This is a genomic window from Mesorhizobium sp. WSM4841 (assembly GCF_055811515.1).
In genome coordinates this window covers 63,695-79,388 of sequence record NZ_JBVVQC010000016.1, presented here as the reverse complement: position 1 = coordinate 79,388, position 15,694 = coordinate 63,695, and the positions used below count along the sequence as shown (strand labels likewise).

The following is a 15,694-nucleotide window of genomic DNA, read 5'->3' as shown; positions in this document are numbered from 1 at the left end:
TGATAGAGCCGGGTCAAGACTGTGCAGGACCCATCTCCCTTAATTAGCAATCGATCATGCTGCGGCGCAGCGCGTTCACGTCCAAATGCCGATTGCCGGCAAGCCGACGTTCGGACGAAAACCGTCAGAACGGGTGAATGAACGGTTTTTTCGCGTATTTTTGCGCCACACCTCACGCGCCTATTTCAAGTGCGTTAACATTTTGTGTTTGCTGCGCAGCATTTTTTTCCTATCCTCGCCTCAGGGCTTTGCGCATTCGATTGCGTGAAGAACTGGCGTGAGGATCCCTAAAATGCAGCAGGCAAAGCGAGTCTTGGTGACGGGGGGCGCAGGTTTTCTGGGATCGTTCTTATGCGAGCGGTTGCTTGCTGAAGGCCACGAGGTTGTATGCGTCGACAATTTCTTCACAGGAAGTCGGAGAAACGTCTCGCATTTGCTCGACAACAGATCCTTTGAGATCATTCGCCACGACGTGACATTTCCGCTCTACATAGAAGTTGATGAAATATACAACCTTGCTTGCCCGGCAAGCCCGGTTCACTATCAGTTCGATCCGGTCCAGACGACAAAGACCAACGTCCATGGGGCGATCAATATGCTGGGGCTCGCCAAGCGGGTTCGCGCAAAGATCCTTCAGGCGTCCACGTCTGAAGTCTACGGCGATCCCGAGATTCACCCGCAGACCGAGGACTATTGGGGCAGGGTAAATCCGATAGGTCCCCGTTCCTGTTACGACGAAGGCAAGCGGTGTGCCGAAACCCTGTTTTTCGACTATTGGCGGCAGCACAGTCTGCGGATCAAGGTAGCGCGCATCTTCAACACTTACGGTCCGAGGATGCGTCCGGACGACGGCCGCGTCATTTCCAACTTCATCATGCAGGCACTGCGAAACAAGCCGATAACTGTGTACGGCACCGGCCAGCAGACACGCTCATTTTGCTACGTCAATGATCTCATCGATGGTCTGGTTCGCCTGATGCACACGGCCGACGATGTTACCGGTCCAATCAATCTCGGCAACCCGGTCGAATTCACGATGCTCGAACTTGCCAATCTCGTGATCGAACTTACCGGAAGCCGATCCAAGATCAGGTTTTTACCTTTGCCCGTCGATGACCCAAGGCAGCGACAGCCTGATATCGGGTGTGCCTTGCGCGATCTCAACTGGAAGCCAAGAATTGCATTGCGCGATGGCCTCGCCACGACCATTGCCTATTTCGAAGACTTGGTCTCATCGGGATATGCTCGGTCCGCTGCAGCCGAATGAAAACAGTCTTGGTCACTGGCGGGGCGGGCTATATCGGCTCACACTGTTGCAAGGCATTCGCCGAATCCGGTTGGTCGGTCATTGCGTACGACAACCTCTCGCGCGGCTGGCGCGACGCGGTCAAATGGGGACCGCTTGTCGAGGGCGATATTTGCGATGTCGCAGCGGTGGCAGCAGCGCTGCACCAGTATCGGCCGGATTTGGTGGCGCATTTCGCCGCTTACGCCTATGTCGGCGAGTCCGTCGAGCGCCCGGAACTCTACTACCGGAATAACAGTTTTGGGACGCTGGTCTTGCTCGAGGAAATGCTGAAGATCGGCGTCGACAAGCTGATCTTGTCGAGCACCTGCGCGTCTTACGGCGTTCCGATTCGTTCTCCGATTGACGAAACGCATCCGCAGTCGCCCATCAATCCCTATGGATGGTCGAAATTCATCGTAGAACGAATGGTGGACAATCTTTCGGATGCCCATGGCCTCAACGCGGTTGTGCTTCGGTATTTCAACGCGGCCGGATGTGATCCCGACGGCGAGGTCGGTGAGCGGCATGAACCGGAAACGCATGTCATTCCGCTCGCTATCGAGGCGGCGGTCAGGTCGGGTCGGATTTTTACCATCAATGGCACCGACTTCGACACAAGGGACGGAACGGCGGTGCGGGACTATGTCCACGTCACCGATCTCGCCCGTGCGCATGTTCTGGCAGGGGAGAAGCTTCTGCGCGATCCGGGAGTCCATGTTTACAATCTCGGCACCGGAACCGGAACGACGGTGACCGAGTTGGTCGATGCGGTGAGCCGGGCTTCGGGAACGCGCCTCCCTGTGGCCTACGGTCCGCGCAGGGCAGGCGACCCGCCTGAGCTTGTCGCCGCGGCAGGCAAGGCGGCCCGGGAACTCGGCTGGACGCCTGAGCAATCCGGAATCGACCGGATCGTCGAAACGGCGCTGGCCTGGTATCGCCGCCAGTTGTGAGGATTTTTTTGCGGAAGAGCCCTACCGCATGGTCAACAAGCAATCGCGAGCGGCGGCGACTGCGGCAAGCGAGAAATTTTCCTCTATCCGCTTTCGTGCCGCCCGACCCAAGCTTTCCCGCAAGTGCAGATCGTCCTTCAGGCGCTTCAAGTGGCGCGCGATTTCAGCGTTGCGGTCGACGGATTGAACTGCATTGAAGATTCATTCGCCAGGACGTCACTCCACGAGCCTTCAATCCACCTTAAGCAACTGGGCAGAATGCGACAGTCGCACAATCCCGTGCTCTTTCAGATATGGCCAATAGGAGTCATTGACTGTTGCTGCAACAACGTCGAACGTTAGCAAGTTCTCGCTTGCGAGGTCCGGGTCATCCTCTCCCCACGCATAGAGAGCCGCTCCAGCGCTATATGTGCCTGGCAACAATCCCAACGATCGCACGCTGAATACGACCGTGGCCTGCCCGACTATGTCAAATTGGCCAACACCTTCCGCGAGGCTTTCGAGCACAGAGATCAAGTTGCCTTCCTGATCAAAAATCTGGATATGAACCACGCTACGGTGAAACGAATTCCTCGCGCCCAGCTTCAGCACAAAATCGTAGTCGCCGCCAAACTTGAGCTGGCTGCAGCGCTCGCGCGTACCCGGGTACACAATAGCCACCTGCATCCAGAGGTCATCATCGCCAACGCGCTCGGAACCGTTGCTGCTCGCGGCGGTGTTCGACAGGTACGCATCGATGATCGATGATGCCTCGCCAAAATTCTTCAGAAGGCCGCGGTCCAGATAAATCGCTTTTGTGCAATGCTGCCGAACCATGGCCATGTTGTGGCTCACGAACAGCACGGTCCGACCTTCACCCGCGACGTTCTTCATCGTGCCGATACATTTCCTTTGAAATTCAGCATCGCCGACAGCAAGCACCTCGTCGACGACGAGAATCTCGGGCTCCAGATGAGCAGCGATCGCGAAGGCAAGCCGAACGTACATGCCGGACGAATAACGCTTGACCGGCGTTTCGAGAAAGCTGCCGATATCGGCAAATTTGATGATCCGGTCTAGCTTACGCGTGATCTCGGCCTTACTCATGCCGAGGATTGCGCCGTTGAGGTAGATGTTCTCGATCCCGTCGAGATCCGGATGGAATCCGGCCCCTACTTCCAGCAAGCTTCCGATCCGGCCTCGCATCACTGCCTCGCCCTCATCCGGAGCCGTGATCGAGGTCAAAACCTTGAGCAGTGTGGTCTTTCCCGAGCCGTTGCGTCCGATGATACCGCACACGGTGCCAGTCGGAACGGAAAAAGTGATGTTCTTGATGGCGAAAAATTCGTTGAGGGAAGCTTCGGCTTCCCGCGAGCGCAAACGCGCGACAAGTTGTTCGACCTCCTCACGCAATGAGCGCACGCCGATCGCGCCGCGCCGGTAGCGCTTGGAAAGTCCTCGGACCTCAACGGCTGGCAATTCTGTCATCGATCTCAAGCCGTAACATTTGCGGTTCGACCGCCGGGTTGATCCGCGGTCAGCCCGTCCTTCACGACGCGCGCCGTGACAACGATAGGATAGGCGGTATCCCGGACGTCGAGTTTTTGGTCAGAAACTTCTTCCTTGGCGAGCCCCTGGAGAAAACAAACTGCGGCAAAGACGTTGCCGTGAGTTTCGAGCGCCATATTCGCCGTGCCGAAGGATTTCGCAAGCAACTTCGCCAAGGCCGCCTGCGTCAATGACCAGAACCACGTGCTGCCCCACTCGCCACGATCGACCGGGGTGATGCCAGGAACAGTTAGCAGCAGCACGCCCCCAGGCTTGAGCGCTTCGGCCAGTGCAGCGACCGCGGCCGACATGTCGAAGATCAGATGAAGCGTTTGCGTGAGGATAATGCAGTCGAAGGCGTTTGACGGCAGCACCCCGGGCTGCGACAGGTCGCCTATGATGGTCGCGTTTGGATCATCGGGATCAACATGCAGCACGTCGCTCTTGACGACATGAGCACCGCCAAAATGCATCGTGTAGCTGTTGTCGCCGATTTCAAGCACACGGCCATGTATGTCGGCCGCATTCAATTGTAGGAAATTCTCGATATAATACCGATCTATTGGCTTGCCGCGATCATATCCAAATGAGTGGCTCATCGGCATCGTGCGTGCGAAATCCCCAAACTGCACCGAACCGACGCGCGGAGCCCGCCAATCGGCGCCGGAAGCTCCGAGCAGCCGTTGCAGATGCCTGCCGACCTTGCGTGTTATCTTAAATGCCGCCGTTTGCAGCGTGATCGGCGGCGACATCTGCAAAGCCTGCCGCAGCATGCGCATCGCTTTGGCGGGTTCGGCGCGGATCGCGCGCAAGGCATCAGTAGTCAACTCTCCGGTATAATAGGTCTTCCAGAACCGCCTACCATCGCGGACTGCAAGACGCACATCGTCGTCAACCGGACCTGCCAACTGCTTGTCAAGCACCGACAATGCTGCAGCGAGCATCATCGATCGATTCTTAGACATGTTGTCGCGGTGCATGCGATACTCGGCGACGACATCCTCGTGCGTTACGATCGAACCGCGCCGGGCGATTCGCAAGAATAGCTCATAGTCTTCGCAGGACCGCATTGAAACGTCGAACCCGCCCATGGCCGCGAGCCTCTCCCGCCGATAAACCACGGTCGCATGCATCGCAATGAAGTTTCCCGTCCGCAGTAGCTGAAGATAAGGATCTTCAACAAGCGCGATGTGATGCTTGTCTGACTCGATCGCACCCCTTCCATTGATGAAGCGATGAGCTCCGTAAGCGAAAACCGCATCTGGATGCGCAACCAGCACTCGCACGCCCGTCTCCATGGCATTGGGAAGGAGACGATCATCCGCGTCCAGAAAGGTGATGTAATCGGATCTGGAAGCCGCCAGTCCGGTGTTTCGGGCGGACGCGAGCCCGCAATTGTCCTGCCTGATCAGGCGCACGCCTGGATGACGCTCGACAACCGATGCCGGATTGTCGGTGGATCCGTCGTCGACGACAATAATTTCATCCGTCGGCCGGCTTTGACGAAGACAGCTCTGAATGGCGTCCTCGAGAAAGCGAGTGTGGTTGTAAGTTGTTATGACGACTGCGATCATGAAACAGCCAAATTCTCCTTAGCTTCGCAGAGAGGCAACGGCTGGTGTTCGTTGCCAGAAATCGAACGCGACCTTAGGCCTCACAAACAGAATTTTGGCACAGAAATGATGGAGACTCGTCAGTTTTAGCACGTCGCCCCCAGCGAGGCGATGCGACTTGTCATTCACGTAGAACAGTATCGTTAATATCAGAAATCTCAGGCTCGGTCGCGATCCAATCCGCGCCACCGGTCCCGCCCACTACCTCCGCGCTCTCGTCAGCAGCCTGAACACCTTCGACAGGATGCGACGTAGCGTCAGCCGCCGAGCGAACCGGCGTCCGGCTTCGATGGCGAGGTCAAATCTATCGCGAAGTGTCAGGGGCCGACGCTGGGCGGGATAGCGCGCAAATGCGAAGCGGAGCGCCCGCTGCAACTTCGGCGTCATCAATCCCGAGGCCGACGCATGCATCTCAACCCATTCGAGGAAGCCAATGCGAGCCGCATGCGGGCGCAGTCGATCGTAGATGCCGGAAGCAGTCGCCTTGGCCGATGTCGAATCGAGGTGCTGCCTGTATCGGCCGGTGGGCGTGGATGTCACGAATACCGGATAGCGCAACAGCAGCTTTACCAGAAGGGTCTGGTCTTCGTAGAGCTCGAACGCCTCATCGAAGCCACCCACCGCTACCAAAGCTTCGCGGCGAACCATGATCGAGCAGATGCACGGCACATGAGCCCGCTGGCGCACGATGACCTGGTCGAGCAGGTCGGGCGGCATGTGCAGACGGTCCGATTGGCGTGGCATCGAGTCGGTCCAGTTCCTGTGCGGCTCTTCGGGGAACCACCACAGGGTCGGTCCGTAAAGGACCTTGGCGCGAGGATGCGCATCAAAGATCGCAAGTTCCGTCTCGAATTTTTCCGGCTCAAATATATCGTCGCCATCCAGGAACGTGAAGAACATGCCCGACGCGGCCGCGATTCCGGCATTGCGCGCCGCGGCGGCGCCGCGACGCTGGCCGTTCGATCGAATGAAACGGATTCGCGGATCGCCCGTTGCTGCAGCCACCGCGATTGCAACGCTGCCGTCGAATGATCCGTCGTCAATGAGAAGCATTTCCCAGTCGGTGAAGGTTTGCGCGCGCACGCTTTCGATCGCAGCCGGAAGAAACCGCTCGACATTGAGGAAAGGCGTGATGACGGAGATCAATGGCATCGGCGTCGTGCCCATTGTGCAGAATGCGCCGCGGCCGACGAAAGGCGACCTTCACTCTCTACGGGGCCGCAAGGGTTGTTATTGCTCTTCACAGCATGTCCATGGCCGTTCGTTCGACGCGTTGAAAGATCACGATGCCGATGAACAGCACGACCGCGGTCGTGACAAGCGCTGCAGCGATTTGTGGTGCACCGACTGCCGAGGTGCCGAAGAAGCACCAGCGCCCTTCATCAATTATGACAGCGAGCGGATTCAGAAATCCGGTCAGCGTCCGGTACTGCTCGGGAATAGCCGAAAAAGGAAAGATGATCGGCGTCACGAACAGCCAGATCTGAATCAAGAACGGAGTCATATGAGCTGTATCGCGGTACTTCGCGGTTGACGCCCCTAGACAAAGCCCAACAGCCAACGAGAAGGCCGCGACCTGGATGATCACCAGCGGAAAGAACGCCAGGCGCCACGACAACCCGTCCACTTTTCCTGTCAGCTGGTACCAGAGCAAGAAGGCAAATGCGACGCCAAGCTGGATCGCCAGGGCCACACCGTTCGACAGCAGCGACGACACGGGAACGACGAGTCGCGGGAAGTAGATCTTGCTGAAAAGATGACCGTTAGCAATGAAGACCTGGCTCGCGGTGGAGACGACCTGGGAAAAATACGACCACAGCACCAGCGCTGTCAGATAAAAGATTGGCGCCGGATGGCCACCGGTTGAAATGCCCGCGATACCGCTGATGACGGTGGTCAAGGCTGCGGTAAGCGCGAGGGGCTGCAGGATCAGCCAAGCCGGACCAAGCAAGGTCTGCTTGTAGCGGACTTTGATGTCGCGCATCGCGAACAGGAGCAGCAGATCGCGATAGCGCCACAGGTGCCAGAAATCGAGGTCGAACCAGCCGCGTCGAGGAGTGATAATGGTAGTCTGCTGTGCGTTCATCAGGACAGATGATCCTCGATTTCTCGCAAGAATTCGTCCCCTGACCAGTTGCCGACATACAATCGAGGTAAACGCAGCACGTCTGCCTCGGGCGCAACGCACCCGGCGCGCGTCGTGCATGCGAACTCAAATCCCGCTTCCCTGACGGCAGTTACCGACAGAGCGTCATGGTCTCCGAATGGATATGCAAAAGAGAGGGCGCGTTTTCCGGTCATTTGCTCACAGGCCGAACGGCCGTCGACGATCTCGCGAAGCTGGGTCGCGAAGGAATGGGCCGGAAGCGTGGGATGACTGACAGTATGACCGCCGATCGTGATCAGGTCGTCACTGATGTCACCAACCTCCGCGGGAGTCATAATACAGTGCTCTGGCCTGGCGTCGAGACCAACGCCCGCCCATTTCGCAATGTCTTCGACGTGTGCGTTCTGTCGCTCATACGGCAGCGTTCGGAGCGCCGACCACACCTCCCGGTAGACTTTGTCACGGCCGGCCTTTTCCACCATCTTCGGGATAAGCCATTGATGCCTGCCTCCCTCGATCGTGATGTCGAGTTGGTCAGGCAGTTCAGCGGTCTCAAGACAGATGCGCGTGAGCGCATCCCACCAGAATTCTCTGCCGCTTCCGATTGCTCCCGTCGCAACAAACAGCGTCATCGGGCAGTCGTGACGCTGCAGGATCGGGCGAGCGTTGCTGTAGACGTCGTGATAGCCGTCGTCAAACGTGACAACCGCAAGCGGTTTGCCTGGCTTTCCCCGTGCGATGACATCAAACAGCTCATGCAAATGCACCACCTGCCGGCTCCGCGTCAGCGCTTCGATTTGTTCGTCGAACCTCGCCGGATGGACAGCTAGGCTCCACGGATCGACGGCGATATCTGCAACGCGATGGTACATCAGTATGATGGGAGCACGGCGCAGGCGTCGACGCCGCACCAGCCGACCAAGCTGCAGGAGAACGCGCGGAATCACCATCGGTCTCCCGCCGCAAGAACCGTAAAAACCACGCTCATGTCCGATCGTGGATGCCATCCCGATCGGCAGAAACGCGATACATGTGAGTGTTCAAGCATATAGCTGATGGCAATATGACCACGGGGCCACGGGCACGGATGTGAGCGAAATGAAAGGAAGCATGAAGGCATCCACAAGTTTGGGCGGATTGAAACCAGCATATTAGCACGTGTCGCCGCCGTAAGTGCGAATACCGGGCGAATTCTCAGACATTGAAGTAGCCATAGGGAGAGGCGCGGCTTGATACTATCCCGCTCGAGCATGCTAGTATTTAGGCCGGTGGCGCCCCGTCTTTCTTTCATCCTTCATCAAAAGCAGGCTTTTTTCGATATGCAACCCGCAGTTTCCGTCATCATTCCTGCCTACAATGCGGAAAAGACCATCCGACACACCCTTCAGTCGGCCGCCTCGCAAACTTTCAAACAGCTAGAGATCATAGTGGTCGATGACGGGTCGACCGACCGGACCGCTGAGATCGTCGAGGCATTTGCAACCAGTGATCCGCGTATTTCTCTTCTGAGACAGCAGAACCAAGGGGTTGCTGTCGCCAGAAACCTGGCAATTCATGCGGCGAAGGGTGAATTTATAGCGCCACTTGATGCGGATGATGTGTGGCATCCGACAAAGCTGGAAAAGCAGCACAGTCTCTTTCAGTCGCGGCCGCCTGTCGGCCTTGTCTACGCATGGTATCGGGTCATCGATGATGATGATTGGGTGATCGAATGCTGCCCGCCAACTCTCGCTCGCGGGGACGTGCACAACTGGCTGCTGGTTGAGAATTTTATCGGCAATGCAAGTTCACCGCTAATCAGGCGATCAGTTCTTACGGCAACCGGGGGATACGACCCTTCGCTCAGAGCCGCAGGCGCCCAAGGAGCCGAAGACTTGCAGATGCAGCTCAACATTGCCGCGATCTGCGATTATGATGTCGTTCCCGAGTATCTGATTGGTTACCGGCGATCACTATCTTCTATGTCGACCAGCTATATCGTCATGCTGACATCGCACCGGATCGTCCTTGAAACAGTCCGCACGCGACATCCCAAGCTAGCTTCTTTCTTGTTTCGTTGGTCCGATGGCGTGGCTTCAGCGTATTATGGCAGCGAAGCCGCCCGCACGTCGCCAGGCGCGGCCATCGCTCCGCTTGTCCACGCAACACGGATCGATCCGGCCGCGCTGTTTCATGTCTTCGCAAAGCCGTCCGCACAAGACCTGTGGCGGCGGCTGAGTCGCTTTGTGCCAAGAATGCTTGCCGTTAAACAGCGGATGGTTCCGACCTCACCGCATTCCATCTGTACCTCCGAGCGTTTCTTCGACGCCGATCCGACCTTCATCTGCCAGCCATTTCCTCCGGAGTGGCTTCGAAAGCGAGTCCAGGTGGCCCTCAAGACGCCGACGCCGCGCCAGCTTCGCGAGTCAGGTCCGAGGAGTATTGATCCGTCCGCTCTCGTCGAAGACGGCGCTTAAGGTCTCAAACACGAGGTGCACCCAGACCCCCGTGGCGGAAGAGCCGCTGCAAGCGCGCGAACAGGAATACGCTCACATTCACCAGATAGTCTCTTCATAAAGGCGCCGAAACTCGGCGTTCTTGTTTCGCATCCGTTTCACTCCAACCTTCATCCAGCGAGGAACCAGCCTGGCCCGGCAGTACATGTCGATCATGTTGGGCAGGCGGGAAATTGCTGTGCGCGGTTCCAGGACGAAGTATCTCTTCAGCAGGTCGCCGGCTGCGAACAGCCGCCCGCCGACCAAGGCTCTGATGGCAAGCCAATGGATCATGTCGACGAGATGCGCATCGAGATCGCTGCCGAACTGCGGATATTTTTCGCGATACTCGGCAAGGACGATTTCACATGAACGAAGCATCTGCATGACATCGCTCGACATGTTGACGTTCGTCATCCGATAGCCCACCAGGTGCTGAGGCACGACACGGAATTCGTAACTTTCCGCTATCCTGAGGCACATGAGAAGGTCCTCGCAGCCTTGTGCATTCCTGGCCCTCAGGGAAGGATCGAATTGTCCCGCCCGCTCGAATGCGGAGCGACGCATCAGCATCGAACTTCCGTTGCCGACGAAATTCATTCTGCACATCCGTTGCAGAACGCGGCCATCGGCATCGGGTCGGTATAGTGAGAATACCCGGCCGTCCTCGTCGATTTGAGCAAACCAGCAATATGCCAGGCCCGCAGAAGAGCCGCCTTCCTGCAGGGCGCGCAGTTGCAGTGCGATCTTGGATGGGGCCCAGAGATCATCCGCGTCGACAAACGCCAGAAACTCCGCATCGGTAGAGGCCGCACCGCTGTTGCGGGCCTGCGCAACACCGGCGTTCGACTGCCGCATTAGGCGTATACGCCGGTCTCTCTCAGCACAGGAGGCCACAATCGAGGCGGACTGGTCCGTCGACCCGTCGTCCACCACGATAATGTCGAGCGCCTGATGGTCCTGCTGGCAGATGCTGCTCAAGGTGGCGCGAATGGTTCGCTCGGCATTGAACATCGGCACCACGACGCCGACCCTGGCATTGTCCTGGATCATAGGAGCCTTCGTTTTGTCTGCAGGAGTTGGTAAACGGATGGCGCCAGCATTGCAATCAGCACCGCTCTTCCATGATTGGAGCGAATTCGAGGCAAATGAGGTCGGTCATTCAGCCTGGCCTACCGTAGCTGGCGGATTCGGACCGCGACGAAAGCAACGCCAAATCCGAAAAACAGACACAAGGATCGGTCGCGTAACGCTGCCCTATTAGCCTTTACTGAATAAGCCGGTCAACCGGCGCCGCGCGACGCGGATTGGCGGCCGCCCGCAACGCCGGCCGGGCGCGTGCGAGAGGCCGTGCTGGTCTTCGTTGTTGCCAATCCTGGGCGACTATCTCAGTGATTGGCAGCGACACTATGCCACTGGGAACGGGTCTCCTGGGAAGGCCGCGTCGAGATTGGCGATGCCAGGGATCTGCCGTTCACGATCAAACGGTCGCCGGTCCGCGAGCGACTGCCCCTGATGTCCATCCCGACGGCTTTGTCCTGGGCTGCAGCATGACGATGTACGGCGATCTTGCTGCCCGTATCGGGCTTGGACGAGCGGTTCGGACCCGGGGACCACGTTGGGACGAGGAAGGTCATCACTCGGCCCGGCGCGAGAGGTTTGTAGCCGCGGCCTTGCCCCGTCGTATCGTTTGCTTCCCCGATCGCGGATCGGATGCCTCAGTGCGATCCGGTGCCAAGGCGTCTCCGACGAGCGACACGAGTTCAGCCTCGCTTAGCGTCTCGATTTCGAGCAGCTTGCGTGCCGTCTTTTCCAGCAGATCCCGTCGCTCGGTGAGGAGGCCGACGGTTCGCGCGAAAGCTGTGTCGACGATGCTGCGAACTTCCGCGTCGATAGCTTCGGCGGTGGCCTCACCGTAATCGTGATCGCGCGGACCGCCGGCGAGTGGGTTGGGGCTCAGGAAGGAGCGCTGGTCCTTTTCCAGCGCCACATGGCCGAGCTTTTCCGACATGCCGTAACGCGTAACCATGGCGCGGGCGATATCGGTCACTTTGGCAAGGTCATCGGCGGCCCCCGTCGACAGATGCCCGAACACGATCCACTCGGCCGCCCTGCCGCCGAGCAGCACCACCATCTTGTTCTCCAACTCCTCGCGCGTCATGAGGAATCGATCCTCGGTCGGCCGCTGGATGGTGTAGCCCAACGCACCGACGCCGCGCGGGATGATCGATACTTTGTGCACGGGATCCACGCCGGGCAGCGCCATGGCTATCAACGCATGGCCCATTTCATGATAGGCGACGACTTCGCGTTCCCTGGGGTTCAACAACCGGTTGCGCTTCTCGAGCCCGGCCACGATGCGCTCCACCGCATTGTTGAAATCGTCCATGGTGACGACATCCGCCTTCCGGCGCGTGGCAAGCAGGGTCGCCTCGTTGACCAGGTTGGCGAGGTCAGCGCCGGTAAAGCCCGGCGTCAGCGCGGCGACTTTCTCGGCATCGACATCCGCTCCCAGCTTCGCCTTCTTCATGTGGACTTTAAGGATCTGGACGCGACCTTGCTTGTCCGGCCGATCAACCAGCACCTGCCGATCGAAACGGCCGGCGCGAAGAAGTGCCGGGTCGAGGATTTCCGGGCGGTTCGTCGCGGCGAGCAGCACGACGCCGATCTTCGGATCGAAACCGTCGAGCTCGACCAGGAGCTGATTGAGTGTCTGCTCCTTCTCGTCGTGGCCGCCCATCATCGGGCCCGCACCCCTGGCGCGGCCCAGCGCGTCGAGCTCGTCGATGAAAATGATTGCCGGGGCTCTGGCGCATGCCTGCTCGAACAGGTCGCGCACACGGGCGGCGCCGACGCCCACGAACATCTCGACGAATTCAGAGCCTGAGATCGAGAAGAACGGAACTTTTGCCTCGCCTGCAACGGCCTTCGCGAGCAGCGTCTTGCCGGTGCCTGGCGGTCCGACCAGCAGTACGCCCTTGGGCATGCGCCCTCCAAGACGGCCATATTCCTGCGGGCTTTTCAAAAAATCCACGATCTCCTGCAGCTCGGCCTTGGCCTCATCGACACCCGCCACGTCGTCGAACTTCACGCCGGTATTGGCCTCGACATAGACCCTGGCCTTGCTCCTGCCGATTTGCATCAAACCGCCCATGCCACCGCCCATGCGTCTCATCAGCAGCATCCACAAGCCGAAGAAGACGAGGATCGGGACGACCCAGGAGAGCAGGTCGCTCAGGAATGTGCTTTCGATCTGGCCAGTGACGGTGACGCCGTGTTCCTGCAGCTGCCGCGCGAGATTCGGCTCGACCCGCGTTGTAATGAATAGCGGCTTCCCGTCCTGCGGCTGCTTGAAGCGGCCCTGGATGAAGCGATCGGAAACCTGCACGTCGGCGATCTTGCCGTCGCGCAGCAGGGTCTCAAACTGGCTGTAGGGAATCTGCGCGACGTGCTGGGTGGCAGTGTAGACATATTGGAAGATCATCAGCCCGACGAAGGCGACGATCCAGTACCAGATATTGAACTGCGTCTTCCGGTTGCCCATGTCCATGGCATCTCCTCCAGCGCCACATCGATGCAGGTTGCCGAACCCCCACAGCACGCTGGGTGCCGTGGCCAGCCGGCGAAGCCGGGATGGCTCCCTCGCTCCAGCAATGGGATTTGCCATTGGAGCCGCGACAATCGGCTTCGGAGCGTGCCTTGGGAGAACGTCGGGGAGCGCAAAGTGTTGCAAGGAGTGCTGCGAGGGAGCCTTGGGATTCGCAGTCGCCCGCGACAGCTATCCGCCCAATCGGGACCTTCTTGAACGGAAATCGATTGCCGAAGGAGACGTTGCCGGACTCACGATGCCGAGGCTGCTGCAAGCCAGGCATCGCGCTTGGTGATCCGCCCTCAAGAGGCGGCTGCTTCGGACACGCCTTCCAAACAAAGCCATTTATGCTTTCTGTGAGGCCAATGGAGCATTGTCGGGGGCGGGAATTCCGGGTCCTCCAGACAGCCGACCGATACCGACAGCGCATCTTTCAGCCCTTCTGCCCGCATGAAGACGACCGACCCGCACGTGGTGCAGAATGTCTGCTCCAACCATTGTCCCGACGAGCCGGTTCTGCGCCAGGATCTGGTCTCGCCTTTCTGGCCGACGAGGGCGGAACCGGCGTAGATGGCCCGGTATGAGAACGCCGTTCCGGTGCAGCGCTGGCACTCCATGCAACTGCACGCATAGACGCGTCGCGGCTCTCCGGCGAGGACAAGTTCCACGCTCCGGCATGAGCAGTTCGCGGTTCGTTTCGTCTTGCCGCTATGCATTCGATGGCTCCCGGCTCTGGCGCGGCGAACCATTTCGAAACAGCGGCGCGAGAGATGCAGAATCATCTTCAATGCGCCCGAGCGAAAGCGCCTGTCGAAAGATCATATCCATGGCGCGCGGCATAGCCGCGTCGAGCCCTCGCTCCTCGCATGCCTCAAGCAGATGCTGGAAGGCGCTGTAGTGGGCGCCCAAGGACGCCAGGGTTGCGTCGTCGCCGGCAAAACGGCGTGCATTCGTTCTATCCACCAGGTCGAACAGAGCGGCATCGACAACAGGCTTGAATCCGGAAAGATGGCTCCTGAACGTCGCCAGGTCGAGACCTTCGGCCTCGGCGACTGCCATGCCCTGGAGTGCTCCGAAGAGCCCGCCCCACATCTGTGTGAGCAGAGCGGTATCAAGCGCAGAGGCTTGACCCGGCAGTTCCCCAACATAGTTCGTGCCGCCGCCGAGTGCGAAAAGCAGGGGCTTGTGCTTCTCATAAACGTCGCGGGAACCCGAATAAAGCAGTGCGGTTTCGGGTTTGCCGATAAAATCCGGAGTGGCCATGATCGCCCCGTCCAGATAGCCGGCACCATGTGCCTCCACCCAGCGCGCTTCTTCCCGCGCCAGGCGCGGCGATCCGGAGGTGAGTTGCACGACGGCTTTGCCGGCCAATGCCGAAGCGATGCCAACCCGCTTCAGCAAAGCGTCGCTGGCGGCATAGTCGAGAACATTGATGATCACGACGTCGGCCGCTCGGATTCCATCCTCCACCGAGGGGGCGACGTTCGCGCCAATGGCCGCCAATGGATCGCACTTTGCCGCGGTTCGATTCCAGACCCATGTTGGATAGCCGCGGTCGAGCAGCGTTCGAGCAATGGACGAGCCCATTCGGCCCGCGCCGAGCACGCAGACATTCGATGCCATAGTAACTTCTCCGATAGATTGATGGCCTCTCGACGAGAGTCCGCTGTATGTTTGGCGCGCTCGATCCGAAGATATAAATTCTTGCTGCGTTGAGAAGTACGCACCTTGAGGTAAGCTATCGCCATCATGACAGGAGCTGCCAAATGAGGCGCAAGGAACCAGACAGCTGCGGTTTTGCTGCCGCGCTGCAGGCCATCGGCGGAAAGTGGAAAACCTCGCTGCTATGGGAACTGCACCTGCGGCCATACCGCTTTGCCGAACTGCGCCGCTTGTTGCCTGGCGTCAGCGAAAAGGTGCTCACGCAACAATTGCGGCAGATGGAAGCCGACGGGCTGATCAGCCGGCGCGCCTATGACGAGGTGCCGCCTCGCGTGGAATACTCGATCACGCCGCTCGGCTTTAGCCTGAACGATGCGGTGACAGTCATGTCGGCGTGGGGCAAGCACCACGAGACATGGAAATCGCAGCGTAAAGCGGCCTGACGCGGGCAGGCCTATGGAGGCTTTGGCCGACCGCCGCCCGA

At 59.0% G+C, this 15,694-nt stretch carries 13 protein-coding genes and 1 pseudogene; 5 read left to right on the top strand and 9 right to left on the bottom strand.

The annotated features are described in order from the left end of the window. The first annotated feature begins 292 nt into the window (after positions 1-292). Together AC0L14_RS19705 and galE are read left to right on the top strand one after the other, a co-directional pair. Positions 293-1,267 (top strand): UDP-glucuronic acid decarboxylase family protein, encoded by a 975-nt coding sequence (locus AC0L14_RS19705; RefSeq protein ID WP_473487518.1) that lies wholly within the window; start codon positions 293-295, stop codon positions 1,265-1,267. Further along, positions 1,264-2,238 carry a UDP-glucose 4-epimerase GalE gene (gene galE, locus AC0L14_RS19700; protein ID WP_473750455.1) on the top strand — a complete coding sequence of 325 codons (975 nt, stop codon included), beginning with the start codon at positions 1,264-1,266 and terminating at the stop codon, positions 2,236-2,238. Before AC0L14_RS19705 ends, galE begins: the two co-directional genes overlap by 4 nt. 231 nt (positions 2,239-2,469) lie before the next feature. Here galE and AC0L14_RS19695 read toward each other — a convergent pair whose 3' ends face one another. The 5 genes from AC0L14_RS19695 to AC0L14_RS19675 form a co-directional block, all read right to left on the bottom strand. After that, a complete protein-coding gene (locus AC0L14_RS19695; protein WP_473750454.1) occupies positions 2,470-3,705 on the bottom strand; it encodes an ABC transporter ATP-binding protein in 1,236 nt (411 codons plus the stop codon). A gap of 5 nt (positions 3,706-3,710) precedes the next feature. Next, complete coding sequence (locus AC0L14_RS19690) at positions 3,711-5,339, bottom strand: glycosyltransferase family 2 protein (protein WP_473750453.1); 1,629 nt, start codon at positions 5,337-5,339, stop codon at positions 3,711-3,713. Between the two features lie 240 nt (positions 5,340-5,579). Next, positions 5,580-6,530 (bottom strand): glycosyltransferase family 2 protein, encoded by a 951-nt coding sequence (locus tag AC0L14_RS19685; RefSeq protein WP_473750452.1) that lies wholly within the window; start codon positions 6,528-6,530, stop codon positions 5,580-5,582. A gap of 88 nt (positions 6,531-6,618) precedes the next feature. Then, entirely contained in the window at positions 6,619-7,464 is an 846-nt protein-coding gene (locus AC0L14_RS19680) for an ABC transporter permease (RefSeq protein ID WP_473750451.1), read from the bottom strand. Further along, entirely contained in the window at positions 7,464-8,435 is a 972-nt protein-coding gene (locus tag AC0L14_RS19675) for a polysaccharide deacetylase family protein (RefSeq protein ID WP_473750450.1), read from the bottom strand. The genes AC0L14_RS19680 and AC0L14_RS19675 overlap by 1 nt, the downstream gene beginning before the upstream one ends. A gap of 279 nt (positions 8,436-8,714) precedes the next feature. Between AC0L14_RS19675 and AC0L14_RS19670 the strand changes: the two genes are divergently transcribed. Beyond that, a complete protein-coding gene (locus AC0L14_RS19670; RefSeq protein ID WP_473750449.1) occupies positions 8,715-9,941 on the top strand; it encodes a glycosyltransferase family 2 protein in 1,227 nt (408 codons plus the stop codon). A 78-nt stretch (positions 9,942-10,019) separates the two neighbouring features. Here the strand turns inward: AC0L14_RS19670 and AC0L14_RS19665 are convergent, their stop codons facing one another. Then, positions 10,020-10,982 carry a glycosyltransferase family 2 protein gene (locus AC0L14_RS19665; protein ID WP_473750448.1) on the bottom strand — a complete coding sequence of 321 codons (963 nt, stop codon included), beginning with the start codon at positions 10,980-10,982 and terminating at the stop codon, positions 10,020-10,022. Positions 10,983-11,257: 275 nt separating this feature from the next. On the opposite strand from AC0L14_RS19665, the pseudogene AC0L14_RS19660 reads away from it, so the two are divergent. Then, positions 11,258-11,570: pseudogene (locus AC0L14_RS19660) on the top strand (glycosyltransferase family 2 protein); the annotation flags it as partial. A gap of 25 nt (positions 11,571-11,595) precedes the next feature. Here the strand turns inward: AC0L14_RS19660 and ftsH are convergent. From ftsH to AC0L14_RS19645, 3 genes are all read right to left on the bottom strand, one after another. Beyond that, positions 11,596-13,509 carry an ATP-dependent zinc metalloprotease FtsH gene (ftsH, locus tag AC0L14_RS19655; protein WP_473750447.1) on the bottom strand — a complete coding sequence of 638 codons (1,914 nt, stop codon included), beginning with the start codon at positions 13,507-13,509 and terminating at the stop codon, positions 11,596-11,598. A gap of 341 nt (positions 13,510-13,850) precedes the next feature. Then, positions 13,851-14,264 (bottom strand): GFA family protein, encoded by a 414-nt coding sequence (locus AC0L14_RS19650; RefSeq protein ID WP_473750446.1) that lies wholly within the window; start codon positions 14,262-14,264, stop codon positions 13,851-13,853. Beyond that, positions 14,257-15,417 (bottom strand): NAD(P)-dependent oxidoreductase, encoded by a 1,161-nt coding sequence (locus tag AC0L14_RS19645; protein WP_473750445.1) that lies wholly within the window; start codon positions 15,415-15,417, stop codon positions 14,257-14,259. Before AC0L14_RS19645 ends, AC0L14_RS19650 begins: the two co-directional genes overlap by 8 nt. Between AC0L14_RS19645 and AC0L14_RS19640 the strand changes: the two genes are divergently transcribed. Then, a complete protein-coding gene (locus AC0L14_RS19640; RefSeq protein WP_065008584.1) occupies positions 15,315-15,653 on the top strand; it encodes a winged helix-turn-helix transcriptional regulator in 339 nt (112 codons plus the stop codon). The genes AC0L14_RS19645 and AC0L14_RS19640 overlap by 103 nt on opposite strands. Positions 15,654-15,694: the final 41 nt, after the last annotated feature.